The following is a 16,464-nucleotide window of genomic DNA, read 5'->3' as shown; positions in this document are numbered from 1 at the left end:
GGGTTATTTTGTATCTTCTTTCCACATTTCCACTTTTTTGATCTGCCCTTTCACTAAATCCACAATTTTAAATCGATAGCCTTCCCCTTCTACGATCGTTCCTTCTTTTGCTTCAAAGTCTTCCGTGTATATCCAACCGGAGATGGTGTCCACATCCCTGTGGTCCAGCTGGATGTCAAAGAAATCGTTGATATCCTGGATAGCAGTCTTGCCCTCTAGTAAAAAGTGGCCGTTTTTCAACCTTTTGATATCCCGCTCTTCCTCGGCATCAAATTCATCACGGATTTCCCCGACGATTTCTTCGAGAATATCTTCGACCGTCACAATTCCTGCCGTTCCTCCGTACTCATCGATAAGCACGGCCATGTGTGTATGGTCTTTCTGCATTTTCACGAGCAGATCATGGATCGGTATATTTTCAAACACTTTCATGACTGGACGAAGGAACGGACGGAGAGTCGTCTGGTTTTCCGCGTCATCATAGAGGAGTTCCTTCATATGAATAATCCCGATTACTTCATCTTTGTTTCCCTCAATGACCGGGTAACGGGTATACCGGTTATGTTTCACTTCCCGGACTGCGTTTTTCACGGACTGGCGGACATCAAGAACCGCCATTTCTGTTCTCGGAATCATGATTTCTTTTGCCGTCCGGTTATCGAATTCAAAGATCCGGTCCACGTACGTATATTCCGATCGGTTGATTTCCCCTTTTTGATAGCTTTTCGTCAAAATATGCCGCAGTTCTTCCTCTGAATGCACTTCGTCCGATTCCCCTGCTGTATGAAATCCAAGCATTCGCACGATGACATTTGCAGAACCGTTCAGAAGCCAAATGAGCGGATACATAAGTTTACTGTACAAAATGAGTGGCCGGGAAAGCCACAATGTGATACTTTCCGCTTTTTGGATCGCCATTGTCTTTGGAGCAAGCTCTCCGAGAACGACATGTAAGAAGGTGATTACAAAAAAAGCGATAGCAAACGAAAGCGTATGGGTCACCCCTTCTGGAAGGGCGATTTGGTCGAAAAGCGGCCTCAACAAAATTTCAAGCGTCGGTTCCCCCAGCCAGCCAAGTCCGAGTGCGGTAATCGTAATCCCTAATTGACAGGCGCTGAGGTAATAATCAAGATCCTGAACCACACGCAATGCGTTCTCCGCTTTTTTATCTCCTTCGGCTGCTTTTGATTCCAACCTTGTTTTTCTAACCTTCACTATGGAAAATTCACTCGCGACAAAAAAAGCTGTAAGTAAGATCAATACCGCTACAGCTGTCAATTTAATCGTTGCTTCCATCAAGGCCCTCCTTTTAAAAAGAGAAGGAGGGGGTCACCTCCTTCTCTTCACTACCTTCTATTGTTTACCTGCCGTTGGCAACCTATGCGCTAATCACCATTCGCGCAGCGTCTGTTCCACGAGATCGACGCCTACAGACAGCGCCTCTTCCTTCGGCTTCAAGGTCGACTGGTGAAGACCTGCGTCAGAGTCAACACCCAACCAGAACATAAATCCTGGGATCTCTTTTATCATATACCCGAAATCTTCGCCCGTCATCGCCATTTTTGCTTCCTGATACGTAACGTCCGTCTTTTTCACGATCTGTTCAAACCGTTGGACCTGTTCAGCATCATTATACACTTGATGATAATTGGACCCGTAATCGATCTGGATGGTGCAGTCATTGGCTATTTCATATCCCCGGGCGACCTTCTCGATTTCGGCTTTCACTTTGTCCATAGCCTCCGGTGATAATGTTCGGATCGTCCCTTCCAGCCGAGCTGCTTGAGCGATTATATTCTGCACGGTGCCAGCATTTATTTTTCCGATGGTAATTACGGCACTGTCCAGTGGATCCACCCTGCGGGCAACGATCTGCTGCAGATGTCCGACAAAGCCACTTGCTGCGACGACCATGTCATGGGTCAAATGAGGAAAAGCGGCATGTCCGCCGACACCTTGGAAATCGATAAATAATTCGCTCGTGTTGGCAAACAACAAACCAGGTTTCGAAGCGACGGTTCCTACCGGAAGCTCAGGAGCCACGTGCAGTCCAAAAATCATATCGGGCCTGTGTTTCTGCATGACCTCCGACTGCAGCATAGGCTCAGCTCCCCCCGGTCCTTCTTCTGCCGGCTGGAAAATGAAAACGGCATCTTCCGCAGAAGGCTTGTGGGCAAGTCTTGTCAGAGCCCCAAGCGCAATCGTCATATGAAAATCATGGCCGCAGGCATGCATTCGTTCTTCATGTATTGACCGGAAGTCATAGTCTGTTTCTTCTGGTAATGGCAGGCCATCGATGTCGGCACGGTAGCCGATGGCTTTCTTACCCTCCGTCCCTCTGACACGGACGATGAGACCCGTTCGCCACGTTTCCACCGTCAATGACTGCTGAGGGAGCGTCTGAATATAATCCAATAAATACTGCTGTGTTTTAAACTCCTGGAAACCAAGTTCAGGGATTTGATGAAGATCTCTTCTTATATGAATGAGTTGTTCTAGTTCCACGTAAGGTTCCTCCCTGCACGAAAGGCCCTGCTTTTCCAGCAAGGCCTTTCCATAATTGAATACGCGATGTTTATGCTCACTCGCATTTCCGGGTTGCTTGATCCAACCGGAAATGGAATGATTAATTGTCCAGCTTACGAAGTGCCTGCATGATCTCAGTTTTGGATTTTGTCTGGTCATCAATGTTTTTTATCACTTTTGCTGGTGTACCTGCAACCAGTGTATTCGCTGGTACGTCTTCGGTTACAATGGCGCCCGCTGCTACGACAGCTCCTTCTCCTACCGTTACACCTTCAAGGACAACGGCGTTGGCACCGATGACAACACCATCTTCAATGACCACCGGTTTTGCAGATGGAGGCTCGATGACTCCAGCAAGAACGGCTCCTGCTCCGATGTGGCAGTTCTTCCCGACTGTCGCACGGCCACCGAGGACGACATTCATATCGATCATCGTGCCTTCACCGACGACAGAACCGATATTGATCATGGCGCCAAGCATGATGACGGCACCATCACCGATTTCCACCTGATCGCGGATGACAGCGCCTGGCTCGATGCGTGCGTTCACTTTTTTCAAATCAAGAAGAGGGATCGCAGAGTTGCGGCGGTCGTTCTCCAGCACATAATCCTCGATATCCTGTTCATGCTTCTGAAGAAGGGGCTGGATGACTTTCCATTCCCCGAAGATGACTCCAGTGCTGCCGGTGATAAAATCCTGTACCCGCTCCCCGAAGTCGATGGTTTCTAAATTCTCACCTTTCAAGTAAACCTTCACAGGAGTGGATTTTTCACTATTTGATATAAATGAAATGATTTCATTTGCGTCCATTTGTTTCATTGCAACGTCCTCCTTTATGTATCTTTCATCCTTTACTTTATCAAAGTGACCATAACTTTTTCAATCTTCTTTTTTTGGAATTCGCAGAATTAGTAGAAAACTGACGACTGCGAGAATCAATAATCCTAAATACACAAGGTGCAAACCAGAGGTCAATCCATCTTGCAGGACAGTGAGAGACGCTGGACTTAACCCCTCCCTCGTTTCTTTCCTGAGCAGAGCGTTTGCAGAATCAACGGTAAAGGAAGCTGGGAGATCCGAACGCTCAATGGCTGCGGCCACCCTGCTGTTCAAAATCCCCCCGAGCAGAGCGGCTCCTATAGCGCTCCCGATCGTGCGCATGAACATATTGGTCGCAGTGGCTATGCCCCGCTTCTGCCAATTCACACTGTTTTGAATCGATACGATGAAGGAAGTCGAAGATAACCCCATCCCGATTCCAATAAATAATGAGCCCATCGCTGCAAACCATGGACCTTTGTCAGGACTTAACATAAAGAAGAGGATGCCTCCCACCATGAGCGATAAACCGCCTAACATGGACGTCGGTCGGAAACCGATTTTGAGAATCAGGCGCCCTGCTGCCGTCGAAGCTATCGGCCACCCGATTGACATCGTCGTCAAGGTAAACCCGGCGACCGTTGCCGATTGCTCCATGACCCCCTGAACGAAAGCGGGCAGATAACTGCTTACGCCAATAAGGATCATCCCCGTGGTGAGCGAAGTTAGATTTGCATAGCGAATGGAACGGATGTGCCATAAATCCATCGGCATCATCGGCTCGGCCGTTTGTCGTTCATGAAAGAAAAAAGCCGCTCCGCTGCTCAACGCAAATCCGATCATGACTGCCATCGGCCAGGATTTCCATGCTATTCCCACCCCGCCTTCCACAAGAATAATCATCACCGTAGTGATCGTAAGGACGACCCAGACGGATCCTGCTACGTCCACTTTCCTTTCTTCCTTGGATACATCCTCATTGAAGAATAAAAGGATGCCGAGCAGAGCAAGCAGACCAAGAGGTACATTCATCCAGAACACATACGGCCAGGAAAGAAGATCAACGAAAAAACCACCCAGCGCAGGACCGGTAACCGCAGAAATTCCCCAGACGCTGGCCAAGTACCCTTGAATTTTAGCCCGCTCTTCTTTTGTATAAATATCCCCGACAATCGTCGTTGCAATCGGCATCAGAGCACCGGCACCAAGTCCCTGCACCAGTCTCGCACCGATCAAGACGTTCATCGACGGTGCCAGAGCGCATAGGATCGCACCGATCAAGAAAAAGCTGATGCCGAACATGAAGATCGGTTTCCTTCCGAACACATCAGACAACCGTCCAAAGAGAAGAACCGTCGCTGCATTGGTCAGGAGATAAGCTGAGAACACCCAGCTGTACAAGCTGAAACCTCCGAGGTCTGCGACGATGCTCGGCATTGCCGTAGACACAATTGTCGCTTCAATAGCTGCCAAAAACATGGCAAGCATGATGGAAGCCAGCACAAGCCCCCGTTTTTGCTGCATTTTCTTCATATGTAATTTCACCTTCAATACAAAAAATAGATGACATCATCGATGCCATCTATTCTATCATAATCTCTTTATTCACTTGCTTCTATCATTGTATGTTTAAACGTTTCATGATAATGCTTGCTGAACTGCTTAAGAATCGTCCTTCGTGTGACAATCCCGTCAAATTCCCCTTCTTTATTGGTGACACAGACAAAAGGATAATCGATGAGTTTATGCAGGGCGTCGATCATGTTGTCATCGAGCTCAAGACAAGGGACTTCATCATCCATCACTTCACTGACCATCATTTCAGACAGGTGGTTCAATTCAAATTCTTCAATCCCCAGCGTTTCTTCTAAAATTTTCGTTTTACTGATAACTCCTTGAAACTTATAGGTAGGATCCAGTACAGGAACTGCCGAATAACCTGATTTCACTAACACAAGCAGGGCATGCTCTAACGGGTTCCCGATTTGTACATGGGCTACTTTCTCAGAAGAAATCATAAGTTCTGAAACGAGCGGGATTCTCAATGCTTCTTTTTCTAAACTTACCATGTTCTTATTCACTCCTCTTTTCTCATGAACATTGAAGGAGCAGAAAGAGACGCTCTTAAGACCACTACATATTCTAACACAGTTTCTTCCTAATCACGAACGCAATTTCCGACATTCTCTCTCTCTTGCTTATCTCCGACTACCATTTACCCCTTTTTTTAAGATGGTTAAACCTGTAAAATACTCCATTCTTTATTAATCGGGGAATCGTGCGTATAATGAAGACAGTACATTATATTGGAGTTGAAACATGTGGTCACCCATACTTTTACGAAACGTGAAGAGATTGCCAATGCCATCACACACGGCATCGGTGTTATTTTAAGTATCGCGATGCTCGTCCTATTGATTGTGTTCGCAAGCTTTGGAGGAAATGCCTGGCACATTACGAGTGTGACGATTTATGGAATTACCATGCTCCTGTTATATGTCTCATCGACACTCGTTCACAGTTTTCCGCCCGGCAAAGCTAAAGATCTTTTTGAAATCTTTGACCATTCCGCTATCTATCTGTTCATCGCCGGCACCTACACGCCGATTATGCTCGTTCCGTTAAGAAGCACTCTTGGATGGACATTGTTCGGAATCGTCTGGGGAATGGCTGTGCTCGGTGTCATTTTCAAAGTGTTTTTTGTAAAAAGATTCGTCGTCCTGTCCACGATTTTCTACGTATTGATGGGATGGCTGATTGTCCTTGCCTGGGGGCCACTCACGGCTGAAGTACCTGCTGCAGGGATCACTTACCTTGTTGTCGGAGGCGTCATGTATTCGATCGGATCGATCTTTTACGTCTGGCGGAGTTTCAAATACCACCATATGGTCTGGCATTTGTTCGTTCTCGGTGGGTCCATCCTCCACTTTTTCTCGATTTTCTTTTATATTATCGGTTAAACAAATCACCCCGCAGCTGTTCGCTGCGGGGTTTAGTTCATTCTAACCATAATAGATTTGTAACCTAGGAAGCCATAGAGCTATCATTCAGCCAATAAATCACCCTGAAGAAGATTCCCTGGGGAGTTTTTGGGTTAGACGATGTCGTACCCTTGGTCTTCAACCGCTTCGTTCATTTGAGACTTTGCAGCTTCTTCGGTGTGGGTTACTTTCACTTTCCCTGTATCCAGATCGACGTCAACATGTTGTACACCGTTGACTTCCTGAAGGGCACCTTCTACTGCTTTTTTACAGTGCGCGCATGTCATACCTTCTACATTTAATGTTGTGATCATCGTCATCATCCTTTCCAATATGAGTATAACAAATGGTGGATCCTTGCTGCATTGACTACAAGTTAATGCGTTTCAAACGCAAGGCATTCGTCACGACGCTTACTGAACTGAACGCCATGGCAGCCCCTGCTACCCAGGGAGCGAGCAGACCTATGGCTGCAACCGGGATACCTGCGGAATTATAGGCGAGCGCCCAAAACAGGTTTTGACGGATATTTCGCATCGTTTTCCCACTCAACCGGATCGCCTGGCTTAAATGGGTGAGATCTCCACCGACCAGCGTAATGTCAGCTGTTTCAATTGCTACATCGGACCCTGTTCCAATTGCGATGCCGATATCAGCAGTCGCAAGAGATGGCGCATCGTTGATTCCATCTCCCACCATACCGACTCTTTCTCCCTGCTGCTGCAGTTCTTTGACTATGTCTGCTTTTTCTTCCGGCAGTACTTCTGCATAAACTTCCTGAATCCCGACCTCTTCAGCGATTGCAAGCGCCGTTCTTTCATTATCGCCAGTAACCATATGGACTTGTAGTCCCATGGCAGTCAAATCGGCAATGGCTTGTTTGGAAGATTCTTTGACGGTATCAGCGACCGCCATATACCCTTTCAACTCTCCTTCGACCGCTATGAACATGGCGGTTTTTCCCTGTGCTTCCAAAACGGTCAACTCTTTTTCATAAGACGTATAGGAAATATTGTCACGCTCCATCAATTTCCTTGTACCGATGGAGACGTCCTTCCCAGCGACACTCGCATGGATCCCATGCCCCGGTATCGCTGAAAATTGCTCGGCAGCTGACGGCTGTACCCCTTCCGCTTTCCCATAACGAACAACGGCTTCTGCCAGGGGATGTTCAGAAGCTTTTTCAGCAGCGACCACGAGTGAAAGAAGCTCCTCTTCATTGTCAACCCGTACAAAATCCGTCACTTCAGGCTTCCCTTTCGTAACTGTACCTGTTTTATCCAACAGAAGAGTCGTTAAGTGCTGCGTACTCTCCAAGTACTCCCCACCTTTGAAAAGGATGCCCTGCTCGGCTCCTTTCCCTGTACCGACCATGATGGATGTCGGAGTGGCAAGACCGAGTGCACAAGGACAGGCGATGACGAGTACCGCTATGGATGCTTCCAAAGCAGGCGGCCACTCTCCGGGTACTACAAAAATAAACCAGACAAGAAATGTTACTAAAGCAATACCTACGACAATCGGTACGAAAATTCCGGAAATCCGATCTGCCGTTCTTTGAATCGGTGCCTTCGACCCTTGGGCCTCTTCCACAATTTTAACGATTCCAGCTAAGGCTGTATCCCGTCCCACTTTTTCTGCTTTCATACGAATGGTGCCATTGTTATTGATCGTCGAACCAATCACTGGTTCCCCCGCTTGTTTATCTACAGGAATCGATTCACCCGTAATCATGGATTCATCCACAGAAGTGAATCCACTTAGAACCGTTCCGTCCACGGGTATTTTTTCTCCTGGTTTCACAAGGAGTTCATCCCCGACCGTCACTTCATCGACCGGTACTTTCTCTTCTTTCTCTCCGTGAAGGACCGTTGCTTCTTTTGCCTGCAGGTTCAACAGCTTGGTTAAAGCCTGGGTCGTCCGGCCCTTCGCTAACGCTTCAATAAGCTTCCCTACGAGGATGAGGGTGATCAGAACAGCACTCGTTTCAAAATATAGTTCGGGGGTGATGTCAGTATTTAGTTGCCATCGCACCGCTTCGAAAAGGCTGTAAAAATAGGCGGCTGATGTCCCCAGGGCGACAAGAACATCCATATTTGCGCTCTTGTTCGATAGAGCACGGTAAGCTCCTTTATAAAACGACGCTCCAATGAAAAACTGAACAGGTGTTGCGAGTAGGAATTGGAACCACGGGTTCATCAGCCACCCTGGCACCGGCAGACCCATGTCCCATGGCAAATGACCAACCATCGTATAAAGAAGAGGAAAAGATAGCAAAGCAGAGATCCACAGTTTCCGTTTCTTTTCACGGATTTCCTCTTCCTTCTGTTCTCTCTGGTGTTCCCGGCTCTGCTTCGTAACGGCATGGTACCCAAGCTTTTCTATGCGGGTAATGATATCTTCAACACTCATCACCCCTGGGTCATATTCAACAACTCCCGCTTCCGTAGCTAAATTGATGTTCGCATCACTAACTCCATCCGTTTTTGATAACACTTTTTGTATTCGTGATGAACAGGCCGAGCATGTCATTCCCTGAATATCAAGTTCTACACGGTCTTTTTTCACTCCGTATCCAAGTTTTTCGATTTTCGCCTGGATATCCTCGGGTTGGGCCTGATTCCCGTCATAAGTAATCCTTGCACTTTCCATCGCAAGGTTGACGTTCGCGTCAACCCCATCCATTTTGTTCAGGACTTTTTCAATCCTGGAGGAGCAGGCCGAACACGTCATCCCGGTTATGCCTACGTTCATTTGCTTTTTCTCAGTCATACGTTACCCTCCTTATTTGGAGAACTGCTGGACGACTTTCATCAATTCATCGATCGCTTCCTCACCATTTCCGTTTTGGATCGCGTCTGTCACACAATGATGAGTGTGACGCTCGAGCAAATTGTAGCCGACTTTATTCAATGCGTTGTTGATCGCTGAAATTTGGACAAGGATGTCCACGCAGTATCGATCGGCTTCCACCATTTTCTGGATGCCCCTCACTTGTCCTTCAATCCGCTTCAAACGATTCAAAACCGCTGCTTTTTCTTCATCAGACCTCGGTTTCACCGGTTCTTTCCCGCTATTCTCCGGAAGATGGCATTCCGACATACCAACCGCCTCCTTTTCTTTCATTATATACCCGGTATAGGTATAATAGTCAAATTATAAAACTGTAAATCAACATATTTTTAGTTGTTTATATTTTTACCACCCTAGGGTATAAAGGAAAATAACGAAATAATTAAAGAGGTGTTAAAGATGCTGGCAACCGTTTCAATCTTTGCCCTTGGGGGTGGGCTGATAAGTTCTCTTATTATTACTTTAGACGTAATAAGGCATCCGCAAATGATGAAAATCATGAACATCGTATGGCCGATCAACGGCTGGTTCATGGGGCCTCTCGCTTTATGGACCTATTTCAAATGGGGCCGTTTAAAAAGCATGGATAATGAAAAAGAAGACAAACGCGGAAGACCTGCGAAGGTTTTCGTTTCCACAAGTCACTGCTCTGCAGGATGTACAGTAGGTGATGCTGTCGGGGTCCCCATCGTAGCATTCACAGGGGTGACGATTGCAGGATCCGTATTATTCACTCACTATATCGTGGAATTCCTTTTGGCGTATGCTTTCGGGATCCTCTTCCAGTATTATGCCATTTATCCGATGAACCAGGAACTTGGCAAAAAAAAGGCGGTCTGGGCCGCCATTAAAGCAGACTCTCTATCACTAATCGCATTTGAAGTTGGTATGTTCGGTTGGATGGCTATCGTTCATTTTATCCTCTTCCAGGAACCACCGAAGCCTGCCGACCCAGTCTATTGGTTCATGATGCAGATTGCCATGTTCCTTGGTTTTCTCACCAGTTATCCTGCGAACTGGTTATTGGTGAGAAAAGGGATTAAAGAGGAAATGTGAGAAACAAAAAAGGGTACAAACGGATGCATGTTTCATGTCTCATCCGTTTGTACCCTTTTTCTTATCCTCCTCGTCGGAATCCGTTCTATTGGCATTGAATTGGATAAAGTTTCGTATGTTATTACGATAAGGGGGAGGTTTGATGAGTCTTCGAGTCGATCTTCATAGTTACGGAGAGTTGAGTTATCCGACAGACATGCTTTCCATCGTAAAGAACGGATTACCTGTTTTGAATGGCCCATCTAAAAATGTGATCATCATCGGAGCGGGGATGGCCGGGCTGGTATCAGCTTCCTTACTGAAGAATGCTGGCCACTCTGTAAAAATCATAGAGGGGAGTGACCGGGTCGGAGGAAGAGTGTATACATTAAGAGAGCCCTTTTCAGAAGGGCAATACTTGGATGTCGGAGCGATGCGGTTTCCGAATATCCATAAGTTAACGTTTGCCTACCTCCGCAAATTCGATTTACCGCTCAACCTGTTCAATAATACGAATGATGTGTATTTCGTAAATGGTGTCCAAACCACCTATTCTCAATATACAGAAAACCCTAACGTTTTGAATTTCCCTCTGCGCCCTGAAGAAGAAGGGAAGACAGCTAAACAACTGCTCTCCCTTGCTGTCCAGCCTTATCTGGACTTATATGAAAATGCCTCACCTGAAGAGCAGGAGCGGCTTAGGAGGAAATTCGACCGTTATTCTTTTGAAGGTTTTCTCCGTTATAACCCTCTGGGGGTTTCCTTATCCGAAGGAGCGATCCGAGCGGTGAAGGTCCTTCTCGGCATAGAGGGATTCCCGGAACTGTCTTTTGTCGATATTCTTCTCGATATCGTCCGAACTGTTTTCAATCCAGATTTAAAGTTTTATGAAATTAAGGGGGGAAATGACCAACTTCCTCTTTCCTTTCTGCCTCAATTGGAGTCGAACATACTGTTTAAAAGAAAAGTCCAGCAAGTCTTTCAGGATGACGATGGAGTAAGAGTCGTCGCCATCAACCGCGAGACTTACGAATATGAAACGTTCAAGGGCGATTATGTCATCATGACGATTCCCTACTCTGTCATGCAGTTTGTTGATATTTTCCCCTACAATTCTGTCTCCTTTGAAAAATGGAAAGCCATCAAAGAGCTGACCTATGTATCTTCTGTGAAAATCGGACTTGAATTCAAATCCCGTTTCTGGGAAGAGTTCAAAATTGGTAACGTTTTGACGGACATTCCTCTGCGCTATACGTATACTCCAAGTCCTGGACGTAAGGTAATGCTGGGAAGTTACAGCTGGGGATCAAACGCGAATTTATGGAACAGTCTTCCGGAGAATGAGCGGATCAATGAAGCGCTTTATGGGTTGTCGAAGATATTTGGAAGGAAAGTGTACGAGGAATTCACAACGGGGGCTTCTTATAGCTGGAGTCAAAATGAGTTTTCCGCTGGATGCTTCACTTTGTTTGCCCCGAACCAGGCGAGTGACTTTTCAGACCGGCTTTATTTACCGGAAGGCCGCATCCACTTCGCAGGCGAACACACCTCCACTTTCCATGGCTGGGTAGAAGGTGCTATCGAGTCTGCCGTCCGGGCAGCAAATGAAGTAAACAAAAAATCATAACTCTTCCCAGTCCCCTAGAATACTTATTGACTGGGCAGGTTTTTACAGTTTGGCTTGTTAATCTTCTATGGCTATCATCACCATTTTGTATAAGGCGGGTGGGGAATCCCACGCTTTCCTTGGGGAACCGTGTGTCTCCATTAGATCTGCTTCCGGCGCCTCACAATGGACCTGGATTCACAGGATTCGCGCCATCCCCCACCCTTTTTCTCCTATAACAAACGAACGCCCCCAGTGAAGAACATGTTAGCAAATGGCTTTAGCAATCCCTATTGATGGACGTATACGATTACCTTTCTACCGGAGGAACTTCTCATGCCCATCGATCATATCGGGATGGAGCCCCGTACTCGTCTGGGCGTCTTTTTGCATGGACCGGTTACAGGACGAACAGACATAAGAGGCTTGCGGATTTTTTGAGATTTTCATGTATTGAGGATCCGAGCGGTCTAAGGTGTAAAATTTTTTACAAAAAAAACAAGCTTTCTTCATCTCAATCCCTCCTCTCTTAGAAAGGAAACTTGTTCAGCCATTGCCCGCCATCCAGAGTAACGACTTCCCCATTCATATAAGCCCCGTCTTCTGAAAGAATGAAACGGGCAAGACCTGCAATCTCCTCCGGAGTACCGAGACGACCCAGAGGCACAGAGGCGAGTGTCCGCTGTGCCGCTTTTTCAGATTGGAACAATTTTTCCGCCCCTCCCGTACGTTCGATCGGTCCCGGAGCGATGGCGTTTGCACGAATGCCATATTTCGTCCCCCATTCCACAGCAAGCGTCCGAGTCATCGTAAGTACGCCTGACTTAGCAGATGCGGAATGGATCACTCCTGCTCCCGCATTCCAAGCATAGGTGGCTACAATATTTAATATGGATCCTTTGATGCCATTTTCAATCCAATACTTACCGACGGCCTGACTGCAATAGAATGTTCCATTCAAAACGATATCAATGACAGAGTTCCACCCATTCGGAGAAAGCTCTTCGGCAGGGGCGATGAAATTACCAGCTGCATTATTCACGAGGTGGTCGACCTTTCCGAAAGCCTCGACAGTTTCCTCGACCATACGTTTCGCATCCTCTACTTTACGGACATCCATTTGGATCGTGAGCACTTGTTCTTCTCTGCCCCCGGCAATCTGTTTCTTCGCTTCCTCCAGACGTTCTTCATTACGTCCGGTGATAGCTACCTGCGCCCCTTCCTTCACAAATCTTTCGGCCATGTGCAGTCCCATTCCACTGGAACCACCTGTTACAATCACAACTTCATTTTTCATAAATCATACCCTCCTCTTCCTATCTATGTTTCTATTTCAACAAGCATGGACTGAATACCTGTTCATTTTTAAATATAGTATAAAATTTCGACGAGATCTTCGATCGACCCATGTTATAATGGCGAAAGAATTCAGAGGAGAGACGCTATGAAAATGACGAGGAGAACGTTCATCAAACGAACATTAATAAGTGCAGCCGCCCTGGCCGGACTCCATGTGTTCGGGTATTCGTATGCCCGTTTCATAGAACCCTACATGCTCGATGTACGGCGTTACGATATAGCAAACCGTAAGATTCCGCGACAGTTCCACAACTTCAAAGTGCTTCAGTTTTCCGACACTCACATCGGTTTCCATTATGATATGGAAGACCTGGAGGAGCTCGTGGAAAGAATCAATGATGAAAAAGCCGACCTGCTGTTGTTCACAGGAGATTTAGTGGACGAGCCACACCTTTACTCCTTCCCTGATCGTCTGATAGATTTGCTCAAACAATTAGAAGCTCCACTCGGAAAGTATTGGATTTATGGCAATCACGACCATGGGGGGTATGGGACTGAAAAAATCCGGAAAGTGATGGACAGGAGCGGCTTCCAACTGTTGCAGAATGAACATACGTTGGTTAAAAACGGCTCTGCCTCCTTCGCACTTGCTGGTGTCGATGATGTGATGCTCGGAAAACCGGACATCGATCGTACGCTTGCAAACATCCCTGAAGAGGTTTTTACTTTAGTGATGGTCCATGAACCAGATGTGGCCCTTGAGTACCAATACCATCCGATTGATGTCCAGCTATCCGGACACAGCCATGGGGGCCAGATCCAGCTGCCATTGTTCGGTCCCATGGTCACACCACCATTCGCTGAACATTTCATCGAAGGTCATTATCTGCTGGAGAACGAAAGCCAACTGTTTGTCAGCCGGGGCCTTGGCACCACACGGCTGCCTTACCGCTTCCTCTGCCGTCCGGAGTTTTCCGTCTTCACAATGAAGTCGAATTGATGGTTTACTCTCTTACATTTTTGTGACAGATGATGGATACGTCTACTCGTTCACTCTCGTAGTGGTACACTAAAGATAATTTAGAAAGTTGGAGGATCTCATGAAGTTAAGAAATTTGTTCAGCATCCTATTAATCCTGACCTTTACAGTAGCCTGTAGTTCTAAAGACGTGAATGAGTTATCTGCTGTGAATCAGCATGGTGAAGAAATATCCGTTCCTGAAGCCTATTCCGGTGATTATTGGATTGCGGATTTCATCTTTACCAACTGCGAAACGGTGTGCCCACCGATGACCGGGAACATGTCCAGGCTGCAGCAGCAATTGCAGAACGAAGAAATCGATCTTCAACTCGTCTCAGTCAGTGTCGATCCTGAAAATGATACAAAGGAGAAGCTGCTCTCCTTCTCAGAGAACTATCAACCAGACTATGAGCATTGGGATTTCCTTACCGGTTACTCATTCCAGGAAGTGAAAGAATGGTCAATCAAGTCCTTCCAGTCCCCGGTCAAAAAAATGGAAGGTTCCGATCAAATGGCTCATGGCACAAGTTTTTACCTTGTTGATCCTAATGGGAATATTGTCGAAAAATACAGTGGGACGAAAGCAGAATCCGTCCAAAACATCATCCAGGATTTAAAAGAATATAGAAACGGATGATCGGATTGTAAAATGTTGTAAAATAATAGAAAGAGAGCTATACTTGGATGGAAAGGAGATCATAGATGAAAGACAATCAAATATCCAATCGTGAACTAGCCGAATCCTTATTCATCGTCAACCGGCATGCAAAAACTGCACCTGAGCCGAGACACCTTTATGATCTTAAAAAGCATACGATCGACAAACTTCTGAATGAAAACCGCGCCAAAAAGGTCGGACTCCATTTTTCCGACCATCCGAAATTCAGCCAGCAGCACTCGACCCTCCTCATTGAAATTGGTGGTTACTATTTCCACGTTCCAGCAACGAAGCAGGACTTTCAAAAGTTGGAGCATTTAGGAAAAGTCGACCAGACCTACCGGAACCCCAAACCCAAATTGTCCCTGTCGAGAGCCAAACGAACGTTATACCACTATTTGAATTGGAAGCAGCCGAAAAAGCCTGCCTATTCCTTTCAAACCACTTCACAGCCGAGCATGCTCGGTCAGCCAACGGGCACTCCGTGGAACCAACGCAGACGAAAGCGTCCGTAAACCTTTTTTGAGGTTTCATACTTGTTCAATTAAGGAATGGAACCTTAGAGGAGGATGATAGAATGCCAGCGAGTGAAGTTCAAGACTTTTTGTATCATTTGAAAAAGCACATGGAATACACCACTGAAATGCGCGCAAGTTATGAACACCTTTCCGAACACCATAAGAAAATTGTGTTAGATGCATCACCAACGAAACAAGGTCCTGAGACGTTATCCAAACATGCCTACGAGTGGCATGATGAATTATTTGAACGATTAAAGGATGAAATATAAAAAAATCCGCTCAAGGGCGGATTTTTTTACTGCCTGCACTTCTTCTTGTGGGCGCGCGGCTTTAACTATAGGCTCTGTTAAAGTTTAGTGTTGATATGACTGCAAAAAAGGAACTTCCATTTTACGAAAGTTCCTTTTTTTATATTTAGCTTATTCAACGAAAGCTCCCTTTTCTTGAAGACTCAGCTTCGAGATGTTCCGGGGGGTTCATTGCCTGGTTGAGCGTTAGGGGCGGCTGGGAAGCCACTCGCTTTCCTGCGGGGATGGCGGCAAGCCTCCTCGGACTTCGTCCTGTGGGGTCTCGCCAGCCCATCCATTCCCGCGGGAGTCTCGCAGCTTCCCAACCACCCCTTTCATAGTAAGGAGAAACGCCCCCTATACCTAGAGGAATTGTTCCCTCATCCCCATATTTAGGCAGGCATAAAGTGCTCTGTATCAAGCTTATAAATTTTGAATGCCTGCTGTGGAGAGGTTATATGATCTACTTTCCTCAGTCATTCAAGCTGTTTGTTCCAGTAGTGATTTAGAGAATCTGCCATGGCAAAGGGGCGGAGGGGAATGGCGAGACTCCTGCGGGAAAAAAGTGCAGGGTGAGACCCCGCAAGGCGTTAGCCTGAGGAGGCTCACCGCGCTCCCGCGGAAAGCGAGTCATTCCCCTCCGCCCCTATCCACTACACAGAAGTCTCGAAATCAAGTCTTCAACAATCCTGCCATTTAGCTTAAGGCTCCGTTTCGAAATCATAATCCAACAAGATTCAATGGTTGGATCGTGAAAGTAGATTATCTAAAGGTTTCGGCATTTGGAATAAATCCCCTTTTGCCATCCTATCATTCATTGTCCCTTCCATCCGTTGATGCAAATATCAACCCTGAGC

16 protein-coding genes are annotated in these 16,464 nt (G+C 46.6%); 7 read left to right on the top strand and 9 right to left on the bottom strand.

Annotated elements, in window-relative coordinates; genetic code table 11:
* Window positions 1-3: 3 nt before the first annotated feature.
* The 5 genes from ACXADE_RS08310 to cbpB form a co-directional block, all read right to left on the bottom strand.
* Complete coding sequence (locus ACXADE_RS08310; RefSeq protein WP_474980011.1) at window positions 4-1,296, bottom strand: hemolysin family protein; 1,293 nt, start codon at window positions 1,294-1,296, stop codon at window positions 4-6.
* Window positions 1,297-1,389: 93 nt separating this feature from the next.
* Entirely contained in the window at window positions 1,390-2,505 is a 1,116-nt protein-coding gene (locus ACXADE_RS08305; protein WP_474980010.1) for an N-acetyldiaminopimelate deacetylase, read from the bottom strand.
* A 121-nt stretch (window positions 2,506-2,626) separates the two neighbouring features.
* Window positions 2,627-3,346, bottom strand: coding sequence for a 2,3,4,5-tetrahydropyridine-2,6-dicarboxylate N-acetyltransferase (gene dapD / locus ACXADE_RS08300; protein ID WP_474980009.1), 720 nt, complete (start codon window positions 3,344-3,346; stop codon window positions 2,627-2,629).
* A gap of 60 nt (window positions 3,347-3,406) precedes the next feature.
* Complete coding sequence (locus tag ACXADE_RS08295) at window positions 3,407-4,879, bottom strand: MDR family MFS transporter (RefSeq protein ID WP_474980008.1); 1,473 nt, start codon at window positions 4,877-4,879, stop codon at window positions 3,407-3,409.
* Window positions 4,880-4,947: 68 nt separating this feature from the next.
* Window positions 4,948-5,415, bottom strand: a complete 468-nt coding sequence (gene cbpB / locus ACXADE_RS08290) for a cyclic-di-AMP-binding protein CbpB (RefSeq protein ID WP_474980007.1) — start codon at window positions 5,413-5,415, stop codon at window positions 4,948-4,950.
* 252 nt (window positions 5,416-5,667) lie between these two features.
* Here cbpB and trhA point away from each other — a divergent pair, with 252 nt between their 5' ends.
* Window positions 5,668-6,306, top strand: a complete 639-nt coding sequence (gene trhA, locus ACXADE_RS08285) for a PAQR family membrane homeostasis protein TrhA (RefSeq protein WP_474980006.1) — start codon at window positions 5,668-5,670, stop codon at window positions 6,304-6,306.
* 134 nt (window positions 6,307-6,440) lie between these two features.
* On the opposite strand, the gene ACXADE_RS08280 is transcribed toward trhA, so the two are convergent.
* From ACXADE_RS08280 to ACXADE_RS08270, 3 genes are read right to left on the bottom strand one after another with little or no spacing between them, the layout of a single operon-like run.
* The gene (locus ACXADE_RS08280) at window positions 6,441-6,641 is read right to left on the bottom strand and encodes a copper ion binding protein (RefSeq protein ID WP_474980005.1); all 201 of its coding nucleotides are present in this window, start codon (window positions 6,639-6,641) and stop codon (window positions 6,441-6,443) included.
* Between the two features lie 55 nt (window positions 6,642-6,696).
* Complete coding sequence (locus ACXADE_RS08275; protein ID WP_474980004.1) at window positions 6,697-9,099, bottom strand: heavy metal translocating P-type ATPase; 2,403 nt, start codon at window positions 9,097-9,099, stop codon at window positions 6,697-6,699.
* Between the two features lie 12 nt (window positions 9,100-9,111).
* The gene (locus ACXADE_RS08270; RefSeq protein WP_474980003.1) at window positions 9,112-9,429 is read right to left on the bottom strand and encodes a metal-sensing transcriptional repressor; all 318 of its coding nucleotides are present in this window, start codon (window positions 9,427-9,429) and stop codon (window positions 9,112-9,114) included.
* A gap of 150 nt (window positions 9,430-9,579) precedes the next feature.
* On the opposite strand from ACXADE_RS08270, the gene ACXADE_RS08265 reads away from it, so the two are divergent.
* Both ACXADE_RS08265 and ACXADE_RS08260 read left to right on the top strand, forming a co-directional pair.
* Window positions 9,580-10,236 carry a DUF4396 domain-containing protein gene (locus tag ACXADE_RS08265; RefSeq protein ID WP_474980002.1) on the top strand — a complete coding sequence of 219 codons (657 nt, stop codon included), beginning with the start codon at window positions 9,580-9,582 and terminating at the stop codon, window positions 10,234-10,236.
* Window positions 10,237-10,378: 142 nt separating this feature from the next.
* The gene (locus ACXADE_RS08260; protein ID WP_474980001.1) at window positions 10,379-11,842 is read left to right on the top strand and encodes a flavin monoamine oxidase family protein; all 1,464 of its coding nucleotides are present in this window, start codon (window positions 10,379-10,381) and stop codon (window positions 11,840-11,842) included.
* A 508-nt stretch (window positions 11,843-12,350) separates the two neighbouring features.
* Here ACXADE_RS08260 and fadH read toward each other — a convergent pair.
* Entirely contained in the window at window positions 12,351-13,118 is a 768-nt protein-coding gene (gene fadH, locus ACXADE_RS08255) for a 2,4-dienoyl-CoA reductase (protein WP_474980000.1), read from the bottom strand.
* A gap of 147 nt (window positions 13,119-13,265) precedes the next feature.
* Here fadH and ACXADE_RS08250 point away from each other — a divergent pair, with 147 nt between their 5' ends.
* From ACXADE_RS08250 to ACXADE_RS08235, 4 genes are all read left to right on the top strand, one after another.
* A complete protein-coding gene (locus ACXADE_RS08250) occupies window positions 13,266-14,120 on the top strand; it encodes a metallophosphoesterase (protein WP_474979999.1) in 855 nt (284 codons plus the stop codon).
* A gap of 100 nt (window positions 14,121-14,220) precedes the next feature.
* Complete coding sequence (locus ACXADE_RS08245; RefSeq protein WP_474979998.1) at window positions 14,221-14,778, top strand: SCO family protein; 558 nt, start codon at window positions 14,221-14,223, stop codon at window positions 14,776-14,778.
* Window positions 14,779-14,843: 65 nt separating this feature from the next.
* Window positions 14,844-15,314 (top strand): YkyB family protein, encoded by a 471-nt coding sequence (locus ACXADE_RS08240; RefSeq protein WP_474979997.1) that lies wholly within the window; start codon window positions 14,844-14,846, stop codon window positions 15,312-15,314.
* Window positions 15,315-15,376: 62 nt separating this feature from the next.
* Entirely contained in the window at window positions 15,377-15,589 is a 213-nt protein-coding gene (locus ACXADE_RS08235) for a hypothetical protein (RefSeq protein WP_474979996.1), read from the top strand.
* The last annotated feature ends 875 nt before the right edge of the window (window positions 15,590-16,464 follow it).

This window comes from Halobacillus sp. ABR2_026 (assembly GCF_056158545.1).
This window is presented reverse-complemented; position numbering and strand designations above follow the sequence as displayed.